This is a genomic window from Flavobacterium sp. PLA-DH12 (assembly GCF_059511845.1).
Genome location: NZ_JCAMPD010000008.1, coordinates 247,266 through 257,316 on the forward strand (window position 1 = coordinate 247,266; position 10,051 = coordinate 257,316).

Annotated in this window: 11 protein-coding genes; 7 read left to right on the forward strand and 4 right to left on the reverse strand. The window is 31.5% G+C overall.

The annotated features are described in order from the left end of the window. Positions 1 to 157 precede the first annotated feature (157 nt). The gene (locus AC5ZCW_RS16950; RefSeq protein ID WP_177210321.1) at positions 158 to 1,174 is read left to right on the forward strand and encodes a glutamine synthetase beta-grasp domain-containing protein; all 1,017 of its coding nucleotides are present in this window, start codon (positions 158 to 160) and stop codon (positions 1,172 to 1,174) included. 335 nt (positions 1,175 to 1,509) lie between these two features. Further along, complete coding sequence (locus tag AC5ZCW_RS16955; RefSeq protein ID WP_496120931.1) at positions 1,510 to 2,481, forward strand: TerC family protein; 972 nt, start codon at positions 1,510 to 1,512, stop codon at positions 2,479 to 2,481. Between the two features lie 75 nt (positions 2,482 to 2,556). Here AC5ZCW_RS16955 and AC5ZCW_RS16960 read toward each other — a convergent pair whose 3' ends face one another. The 3 genes from AC5ZCW_RS16960 to AC5ZCW_RS16970 all read right to left on the reverse strand — a co-directional run bounded on the left by AC5ZCW_RS16960 (position 2,557) and on the right by AC5ZCW_RS16970 (position 5,172). Then, entirely contained in the window at positions 2,557 to 3,078 is a 522-nt protein-coding gene (locus AC5ZCW_RS16960; protein ID WP_496120932.1) for a hypothetical protein, read from the reverse strand. Between the two features lie 89 nt (positions 3,079 to 3,167). After that, on the reverse strand, positions 3,168 to 4,037 hold the full coding sequence (locus tag AC5ZCW_RS16965; protein ID WP_496120933.1) for an alpha/beta hydrolase: 870 nt from the start codon (positions 4,035 to 4,037) through the stop codon (positions 3,168 to 3,170). Between the two features lie 262 nt (positions 4,038 to 4,299). After that, positions 4,300 to 5,172, reverse strand: coding sequence for an AraC family transcriptional regulator (locus AC5ZCW_RS16970; RefSeq protein WP_177210325.1), 873 nt, complete (start codon positions 5,170 to 5,172; stop codon positions 4,300 to 4,302). Positions 5,173 to 5,622: 450 nt separating this feature from the next. Here AC5ZCW_RS16970 and AC5ZCW_RS16975 point away from each other — a divergent pair, with 450 nt between their 5' ends. The 4 genes from AC5ZCW_RS16975 to AC5ZCW_RS16990 all read left to right on the forward strand — a co-directional run bounded on the left by AC5ZCW_RS16975 (position 5,623) and on the right by AC5ZCW_RS16990 (position 8,646). Continuing rightward, the gene (locus AC5ZCW_RS16975) at positions 5,623 to 5,988 is read left to right on the forward strand and encodes a T9SS type A sorting domain-containing protein (protein WP_343542232.1); all 366 of its coding nucleotides are present in this window, start codon (positions 5,623 to 5,625) and stop codon (positions 5,986 to 5,988) included. 632 nt (positions 5,989 to 6,620) lie between these two features. Next, complete coding sequence (locus AC5ZCW_RS16980; RefSeq protein ID WP_281631869.1) at positions 6,621 to 7,025, forward strand: T9SS type A sorting domain-containing protein; 405 nt, start codon at positions 6,621 to 6,623, stop codon at positions 7,023 to 7,025. A 469-nt stretch (positions 7,026 to 7,494) separates the two neighbouring features. Beyond that, a complete protein-coding gene (locus AC5ZCW_RS16985; RefSeq protein ID WP_496120934.1) occupies positions 7,495 to 7,896 on the forward strand; it encodes a T9SS type A sorting domain-containing protein in 402 nt (133 codons plus the stop codon). A gap of 363 nt (positions 7,897 to 8,259) precedes the next feature. Continuing rightward, positions 8,260 to 8,646, forward strand: coding sequence for a secretion protein (locus AC5ZCW_RS16990; RefSeq protein WP_496120935.1), 387 nt, complete (start codon positions 8,260 to 8,262; stop codon positions 8,644 to 8,646). A gap of 66 nt (positions 8,647 to 8,712) precedes the next feature. On the opposite strand, the gene AC5ZCW_RS16995 is transcribed toward AC5ZCW_RS16990, so the two are convergent. Beyond that, positions 8,713 to 9,147 (reverse strand): hypothetical protein, encoded by a 435-nt coding sequence (locus AC5ZCW_RS16995; RefSeq protein WP_496120936.1) that lies wholly within the window; start codon positions 9,145 to 9,147, stop codon positions 8,713 to 8,715. Positions 9,148 to 9,482: 335 nt separating this feature from the next. Here AC5ZCW_RS16995 and AC5ZCW_RS17000 point away from each other — a divergent pair, with 335 nt between their 5' ends. Continuing rightward, on the forward strand, positions 9,483 to 9,869 hold the full coding sequence (locus AC5ZCW_RS17000; RefSeq protein ID WP_496120937.1) for a tetratricopeptide repeat protein: 387 nt from the start codon (positions 9,483 to 9,485) through the stop codon (positions 9,867 to 9,869). Positions 9,870 to 10,051 lie beyond the last annotated feature (182 nt).

Here is a 10,051-nt window from a genome sequence, read left to right on the forward strand (position 1 = left end):
TTAAAATTGCTTTTTTTAAAATATACCCCTCCCAAAATTGCGCTTATCCAAAAAATTATACTTCGCTAAACAAAATAGCCCCCTAATTTTTGGGACTAAAAAAATAAATCTATATTTGACCCAACGAAAAAAAACAAAAAAATTAATTTATATTATTATGGCTAAAATTAAGTTAGAGTACATTTGGTTAGATGGATATGAACCAACTCAAAATCTTAGAAGTAAAACTAAAGTTGAAGAACACGAAAACTTCAAAGGAACATTAGAGGAGCTTGGAAACTGGTCATTTGATGGATCATCTACAAGACAAGCCGAAGGAGGTTCTTCTGACTGTTTATTAGTTCCAGTTGCAATCTATCCAGATCCAACTCGTATCAACGGATGGTTAGTAATGTGCGAAGTTATGTATGCTGACGGAACACCACACCCTTCTAACGGTAGAGCTACAATTGATGATGATAATGATGATTTTTGGTTTGGATTCGAACAAGAGTATTTCATCATGGATACTAAAACACAACTTCCACTTGGTTTCCCAGTTGGAGGATACCCTGCTCCACAAGGGATGTACTACTGTTCTGTAGGTGGAAAAAATACACACGGTAGAAAATTAGTTGAAGAGCATGCTGATTTGTGTATCGCTGCTGGAATCAACTTTGAAGGAATCAACCAAGAGGTTGCTTGCGGACAATGGGAATTCCAATTATTCGCTAAAGGAGCTAAAAAAGCTGGAGACGAAATCTGGGTTGCTCGTTACCTATTAGACCGTTTAACTGAGAAATATGGTTACTATATTGAATATCACCCAAAACCTCTAGGAGATACTGACTGGAATGGTTCTGGTATGCACGCTAACTTCTCTAACACTGTTCTTAGAACATGTGGTTCTCAAGAAGTTTACGAGAAAATCTGCGAGGCTTTCCGTCCTGTTACTGCTGAGCACATTGCAGTTTACGGAGCTTACAACGATCAACGTTTAACTGGTAAGCACGAAACTGCTTCTATCCATGATTTCTCTTATGGAGTTTCAGACAGAGGATGTTCTATCAGAATTCCTTTAATGACTGTTCAAAAAGGTTGGAAAGGATGGTTGGAAGACAGAAGACCAGCTTCAAACGGAGACCCTTACAAAATTGCTGCTAGAATTATCAAAACTGTTAACTCAGCAATCTAATTCAAAGCTTACAATATATTTTAAAAAGTGCCATCGTAATTGTTGGCACTTTTTTTTGCATTAAACACGATAGGTTCTTAAAACCTGTCGGATTTAAATTAAAGTTATCTACCAACTTTGTCAAAGTTTAAAACTTTGACAAAGTTCTACTCTTCACTTTAAATAAAAATTTCATCTTTTCTTGCCTAAAACCACCTTTTACATTTCAAATAACCTCATAACTTTATAATACTTAACACTTTACAAATAATAAATATTACTTAATTTTAGGATTAAATTTAATTTTTAAGTTAAACATCAAAACTTATCTTTGTAAATCATTAAAAAAAATCATTATGATAGTCTGGTCACTCTTTTTACTTGCTGTAGTTTTTATTCTTGCTTTAGATTTAGGCGTCTTTAACAAAACACCCCATATTATTAGCACAAAAGAAGCCAGCAAATGGACCTTAGTTTGGGTTACTTTATCTTTCCTCTTTTCGGGAGTAATTTATTGGCTTTACACAACAGACTATATTGACAATCCAGATAATTTGAAACCAGCTGTGGCTTCAATGAAATTTATTACGGGTTATTTGATCGAGCTTTCACTGAGTGTCGATAACATTTTTGTTATCGCTATTATTTTTGCTTCATTCAAAATTCCGCAAAAATACCAGCACCGTGTTTTATTCTGGGGAATTCTTGGAGCTATTGTTTTCCGTGGATTAATGATTTTCTTCGGAGTTATGCTAATTAACAAATTCTCCTGGACTACTTATGTGTTTGGAGTTTTCTTAATATTTACAGCCATAAAAATGCTTTTTTCTGGAGAAGAAGAAGATTTTCATCCAAAAGATTCTTTTATCTATAAAGCTTTAGGCAAAGTTATGCCGATTACAGCAGAGACAGATGGTGAGAAATTTTTCATTTCGACCAAAACTGCAAAAAAAGCAGCTACTCCATTATTTGTAGCTTTAATTGTTATCGAAGTGATGGACGTTTTATTTGCTTTAGACAGTGTTCCGGCAATTCTTGCTATTACCAAAGATCCGTTTTTAGTATTTAGTTCGAATATTTTTGCAATTCTAGGGTTACGTTCTATGTATTTCTTCTTAGCAAATATGCTGGCAAAATTCAGTTATTTAGAATACAGCTTAGTTGCAATTTTAGCTTTCGTTGGATTAAAAATGCTTTTACACGATTTCTTCCACGTTCCAGAATGGGCTTCTTTAGGATTTATTGCTTTATCTCTTCTAGTAGGAATTCTAGTTTCTCTTAAATTCGGACCAGAAAAAGTTTTAAATGATTCCTCAAGCGAAGAATAATTAGTTTAAAAACATATATATTCATAAAAAAAAGGAAATCTTACGATTTCCTTTTTTTTTATGGGTATTAAAACTTTAGTTTAACTTCTTAACATTACTATCATCAATGTTATATTTAGCTATAACGGCATTATAATCTGAATAATCTGGTTTATTAACTGACTTCGCTGTTCCTGCAAGTTTTTCTCCTGGAACAATTACAATTCTAAACACCTGATTTTGAGTCCAATCAGCCGACAAGGTATTTAATGGAAAATCTGCTGCAAGCCAAATACTTACATCATTTACTGTAAAATCATAATTAAAATCCAAAGCACCACCATCACTCATATAATATGTTTGAGGAAGTAATCTCCAAACTGCATTCCCATTATTTACTTCATATCTATGATAAACCAACACAACATCATACGGATAAATCTGCAGACCATAAGGAATTAATACAGAATAATCAGGAGAGTTAAAATTCACCGTTTTCTGAATAACTTGGCCGATTAACCCATCTTGTCCCGGAGGTCCAGGAGGCCCTTCTGGCCCTTCGCAGCTAGAAAATGCGACTAAACCAATAACCGCAAATAAGGTAAGTATCTTTTTCATAAATTTGTTTTTTAGGTATTATACTATAAAGGTATTCCAAAAATCAAACCAAAAAAAGACATTCGACTTATTTTTAAGCTAAAAAAACTTTATTTTTTTGCAGTCACCTGATTTTTAGCTAGTATTTTATTAAAAAATAATGCATGATACGGAAGTGAATTTTCCCAATAATCCCAAGTATGAGCTCCTGGACGTTCTGTATAATCGTGATCCACTTTATTATAAACCAATCTTCTATGCAATTCTCTATTGGGCTCGATTAAAAAATCGTCTACTCCGCAATCTATTATTAAAGATAATTTGTTCGATTTGAGTTTATCCGCCATTCTTAAAACAGAATTTTGTTCGTACAATTCGGTATTTCCGCTTTTATCACCAAAAACAGGCTGCATTAATTTTACAATTTGCGCCGAAGAATCTCTATTAAGCATCGTACTCATATCTACAGCACCGCTCATACTTCCAGCTGCACAAAACAAATCTGGGTGTCTAGCAGACAAATACAAAGCGCCATGTCCCCCCATAGAAAGTCCTGTTATTACTCTTCCGTTTTTATTAGCAATAGTTCGGTATGTTTTATCTATTTTCTGAATAACTTCTTGTGTAATAAAAGTTTCAAACTGACTTTCTTTATTTACAGGACTATCAATATAAAAACTAAACGTTTCTCCTTCTGGCATTACAATAATCATATTGTATTGATCTGCTAGATTGTGAACCAGTTTTTTGTTTGGTGTATTTTTTAGCCAATCGCTAAAATGTCCGTATGCACCATGTAGAAGATACATTACCGGAAAAGTCGATTTGCTTTTTGCATAAGAATTAGGTAAGACTACCGCCGCTTTATAGGTTTTACCCATTGCGGTGCTGGCAACTTGAAGTGTGTCTACTTTTGCAGCATATGTCATGGTGGCAAGACAAAGCAAAAATGCAGACAATAGCATTTTAAATTTCTTCATTTTGATATTTTTTTTCTGATTAGGGTTTGTAAATATAACTTTTTTCAGAATAAAATATATGAAAAATCCGACTGGTTTTGGATGCCACGAATTACACAAATTTCCACTAATTAATTTAAATAATCTCTTGGCAAAATGTAAAGTAGTACGTAAAACTGAAAAATAAAAAAACCGATCAGCTTTTGACTGATCGGTTTTTGAATTTCTTTTACAAATTATAAAATTTAATTCGTGCCAATTCGTGTAATTCGTGGCAAAAAAATCAACTAATAATAATCTTATGCTCATGACGGTATTGCGAAGCGCTTTTACCTGTATATTGTTTAAACGATTTACTAAAGTGGCTGAAATTATTGAAACCGCTTTCGTAACAAACCTCATTAATGCTCATAGGCTGTTCTGCCAAAAGTTTAGATGCATGCACTAAACGATATTCATTTACAAACTCAGTAAACGTTTTGTTTGAAATCTTCTTGAAATAACGGCAGAAAGATGGCGTAGTCATACTTACCAGACTTGAAACCTCATCTATAGAAATAGATTCCTGAAAATGATCTTTTACAAAATTGAAAACCACATTCATACGATCGTTGTCTTGTGTTTGCAATTCCATCGAAAATCCGTCAGCGTTTAAGATGGTATATTCTTCAGCCGATTCCAATTCGTCTAAAACACTCAAAAGCGTCATTAATCTCTGAAATGGCGGTTCATTTTCCATCATTTCAATTTTCTTTCCGATACGCTTTTTCGTTTCGCCACCAAAAGCGATTCCACCTTTAGCTTGTTTTAGTATATTCTGAACCTTTCTCATTTCGGGAGCCACAAAAAAGTCGCTTCCTAAAAATTCAGGTTTAATATGGATAACGGTTTCCGTTGTATTTCCAGTCTGCTCATTTGTAAAACCGCAATGCGGCAAATTAGCTCCTATTAAAAGTAAACTACCATTGGTATAATAAGAAACATGGCTTCCTATTTGTCTTTTCCCTGCCCCACCATTTATATAGACCAACTCAATTTCTGGATGATAGTGCCATAAATGAGCTTTACTATTGGTCTTTTCGGCGTGTTTAGCGTAGGTAAAAGAACTTCCGTATGAGTTAGTTATCACTTCAAGAGCTGGGGCAATTGTCTTCATGATAATTTCTTTAAAAAATAATAGCAAATTTAACAAAATCACCTAAAATAATTTAAATTTTAACCTATAACGGTTTCGTAAATGCGAATTTTACATTAAAATAACGTTCTTAACACTGAATAATTTACATCAAAATCGGCTTTTTTTTAGGGTCTTATTTTTTTTCCTGACTTTTTTTCTATTTATCCTATTTAAAACTCGATTTTATACCAATTTATTAAAAATTGTAAGAAAAATGGAAATTTTAAGAAGTATTCAGTTTTTAAAAAACTTTGAATAAAAACAATCAAATTAACAAAAACACAACATTAAAGTCAAATTTTAACATATAACGGTTTCGTAAATGAGAATATAGCATATAAATTGGAAAATATAGATGTTAAAATACCACACCTGCTGCCATAACTTTGCCTCAGAAAAATGAACGAAAAAAATTTAATACTATAGAATATGAAAAAGATTATGAAATTAAGTTTAGTATGTGCAGTACTCCTAACAGGAATGAGTACTTATGCAATTGATGGAAATGAAGCGTTAAATCTTCATGTATTAAAAGGAAATGGCAAGGTAATTGCTTTTGGAATTAATCAATTACAAAAAGCAGTTATTAGTATATCTGATACAAATGGTAATGTAATCTATACTGAGAACGCTTCTGGTAAAGACGGAATCTTAAGAACTTTCAGTTTAGAAGAATTCCCTCAAGGAAAATATATTTTAGAGGTTGCTGACAGCTTCAAAAAAGTAAAATACGATATCACTGTTAACGCTAATAGTTCTGTTTTGTCTTCAAAAGGAACGGTTTCTGTTAACTAAGAAAATATTAAGGTTAAGTGCAATTCTTCACGGCACTTAAAACTTTATACTCTAATACAGTATAAAAAGTGAGGTTAGATAGTTAGTAAGTTAAAAACTTTCAAAAGTTTTAAAAACAGCTCTTTGTGGTTACTGAGCTGTTTTTTTTTTGCTCTTTATTTTTTGTAAGTTATAACACAGAGATTCGCAGAGTTTTTTAATTAAAGATGATACATATAGATACAAAGTTCGCAAAGCTATATTAGGATAAAGCCTTACGAACTTTTTGTTTTATAAAATTTACTCAAAAAAACCTTTGTGAACTTTGCGTAAACCTCTGCTCCCTTTGCGCTACAATACACAATACAAATAAAAACTTAGAACCTCAGCATCTTAGAACCTTAGTGTCTTCACAATTTCCTACATTTTTTAAACAAATCGTTATCTCAATGTAAATTAAAAATCACCAAAAACATTGAAAAATAATAACCGAATTAACGAAAACGATAAATATAATTCAAATTTTAACCTATAACGGTTTCGTAAATGAGAATATAGCATAGAAATTGGAGAATATAGTATTGCTTTTTTACTTACAACTAAAGTAATTTAGCATCAGAGAATTAGAACTATTAATTTAAAAACTAAATACCATGAAAAAGATTGTTAGATTGAGTTTAGTAGCAGCATTGCTTTTCACAGGAATAAGCACTTATGCAATTGATGGAACAGCAGACTTTAATCTGCATGTTATTAAAGCTAATGGGAAAATGATCACGTTTGGTCTTAACCAAACACAAAAAGCCTACTTAGCTATTTATGACAAAGACGGATCTCTTATTTATTCTGAAACCGCTTCAGGTAAAGATGGAATTCTAAGAACTTTTAGCTTAGAAGAATTTCCAGAAGGAACTTACTTCTTAGAAGTCGAAAACGATGCAAAGAAAGCAAAATACGAAATCACAATAACTGACGATGCTACTATTTTATCTAAAAATGCAGTTTCTTCAGTTTACAAACCGGGTTTTGCTAAAAATACAAGCGTGGCAGCACGCTAAAAAGTTTATGCTTTCATAAAGTATAAAAGTGAGGTTAGATAGTTAGTAAGTTTAAAAACTTTCAAAAGTTTTAAAAACAGCTCTTTGTGGTTATTGAGCTGTTTTTTTTGTTTTATACTTTCTAGAGCATTACACAGAGATTCACAAAATTTTCCGCAGAGATTCGCAAAGTTTATTTTTTAAATCTTTGCGAATTTTTGTGTTTTTCTCTGTGAATCTCTGTGGAACAACTCAATTACTTTTTTGTAAAGAAATCCTTAACTCAACGTAAATTAAAAACCAAGCAAAACATTAAAAAATAATAAGTGAATTAACAAAAATGTTAAAAATAATTCATGTTTTAACCTATAACGGTTTCGTAAATGAGAATATAGCATAGAAATAGGAAAATACAGTTGCACTTTTTCATGTATTACATAAGTAATTTAGCATCAGAGAATTAGAACTATTAATTTAAAAACGAAGTACCATGAAAAAGATTGCAAAATTGAGTTTAGTAGCAGCGTTGCTTTTCACAGGAATAAGCACTTACGCAATTGATGGAAATGGAGATTTTAATCTTCATGTATTAAAAGCTAATGGAAAACTGATCACTTTCGCACTTAACAAAGTACAGAAAGCCAATTTAGCTATTTATGACAAAGACGGGACTTTAATCTATTCTGAAACAGCATCTGGAAAAGATGGAATTTTAAGAACTTTTAGTCTAGAAGAATTTCCTGAAGGAACTTATTATTTAGAAGTAGAAGACAGTGTAAAAAAAGCAAAATACGAAATCACAATAGGAGATAACGCATCTTTATCTAGAAATGCAGTTTCTTTTGTTTACAAAGCAGGTTTTGCTAAAAATACAAGTGTTGCTACACGCTAAAATTTTATACTACAAAAAGGTATAAATTAAGGTTAGAAAATTTTAAAAATTACGATTATAAGAAACAGCTCTTGACAGTTACAGAGCTGTTTTTTTTGTTTAAGAATCAAAAGAGATGATGAAACAGAAAATTTCTGAAAATTATTCTTATTAATTCAACTCTTTGATTTTTAAGTGTTAAAAAATGTTTTCTAAAAACAAATCCGAAAACCCAGTAATTACGTACATAGTTTAAACAAAATACCGAAATAATTACAATTCAGCAACTTATACATCGAAAAGTGCCAATATTTTGCTAAAAATTAAATTTGTATTTGTAGTTTTACGCGTTCCACATTTAGTAATTAACAATTTAAAAAAAACATGACAAAATTTACCAAAGCTGGTTTAGTTGCTGCCTTTTTTTTAGCGACTGTGTTTACCTATGCCATTGATGGAAAAGGTGATTATATTTTAAACATTAAAACAGGAAACGGAAAAGTAGTTAGCTTTACTTTAGACACTGTAGAAAATGCATCTTTCTCTATTTATGACGGGAATCACAATTTACTTTATGCAGGAGACGCTGCAGCAGACAAATTGGAAGTTTCAAAAACTATTAGTTTAGAAAGTTTTCCTGCAGGAACCTATGTTCTTGAATTGAAAGCAAACGACAAAGTGGCGAAACACGAAATTAAAGTTGCTGCTAAAAAAGTTAAGACTGTAAAGTTAGACCAATCTGTAAACCAGAGTCCTTCTTTCCGTCGTTAATTTTTTGCCCTAAAAATTAGAAAAGCAGCTCGTACCAGGAGCTGCTTTTTTTTTATTTCATATTTTTTACTTACTTAAATCCGAGCCTATTTTTGCTAGCTTCCAAAAAAAATCTTTTTCAGATGAAATGATTATTGTTTGTGTTTCTTTATATACCATAGAATGCATAAAAGCATAAATATAATCTAAGAAATCTATCAATCTGAGATTTTGCCGATATTCTGGACGCACTTCTTCGCTATTGGCAAAACATACATTTCCTGATTCTTTTTCTTCTAAGAATAACAAGCCTAAACGATTCGCAAACAATTTTACCGCTTCGTTATTTAAAAGAATCCTATCCGAAGTTTTTTGCAATACATCATCAAGCATACAAAAGGATTCGGCATTTTGCTGTATTTTTTGAACATAAAGCTCAAGGTCATCATTGTCAGAAAATGTAATCTTAGACCTTTCGCGCTGCAAGTTTTCTATTTTATCCAGATAATCCTGTATTGTCATCGTAATGTTCTTTCTGATATAAAGTTAAATTATATTCTTTTTTAAAAATGAAAATACCTATTTTAAAATCGTTTTTCACTTTAAAAAAAACATATAAATCAAACAAAATCAATTATTTACAAAAACTAAATATAATCGACCAAATCAAAAAAACATCGTTTAAGAACACTTTATATTACTGATTTACATATCTTTGCATAATAAAAGCATCATTAAATGCAAAATAATAAACAAAAATTGACGTTTATTGATTTATCAAGCTTTTATCGAGCTGAAAATATTTTCAAAAAACAATTAAAAAAATACGATTAAATACCACAACCAAAACTAAACCTATGCAAAAACATTTAGCAATTTTAGTATTGTTAATCGTATTTTCATTTCGTGCCACGGCGCAAAATGAAACTTATTATAGAACCGAAAAAGTCGGCGAAAAATACGCTTATGTCGACGTTATAAAGACCTACGAAAGAGTTGCTGCAAAGGGCTACAAATCTGTAGACTTGTTTCAAAAATTAGGAAATTCATCGTATTCGAATTGCGAACTTGAAAAAGCAGCCGAATGGTACAGCGAACTCTTCGCTCTAACCACAGATTTAGATCCCGTTTACTATTACCGCTATGCAGAATCTTTACGCTCTATTTCTGAAAACGAAAAAGCCGATGCGCTTATCGAAAAATTAAAACGCAAACCAAAAACTTCGATAAAAAAGAAAGTTTAATTTTTGCAACTGATATAAAAAAACCTCTCATTTCCGAGAGGTTTTTTGTTTAATTCATGATCTTGTCATTTCTGTAAAAGTCACTTATTTCGGTAACGGATTTATCATTTCAATTGGCTTTTTTCCATCAATTCCCTGATGTGGTCTTTCGTGATTATAGTAATATAAATATTGTAATAATT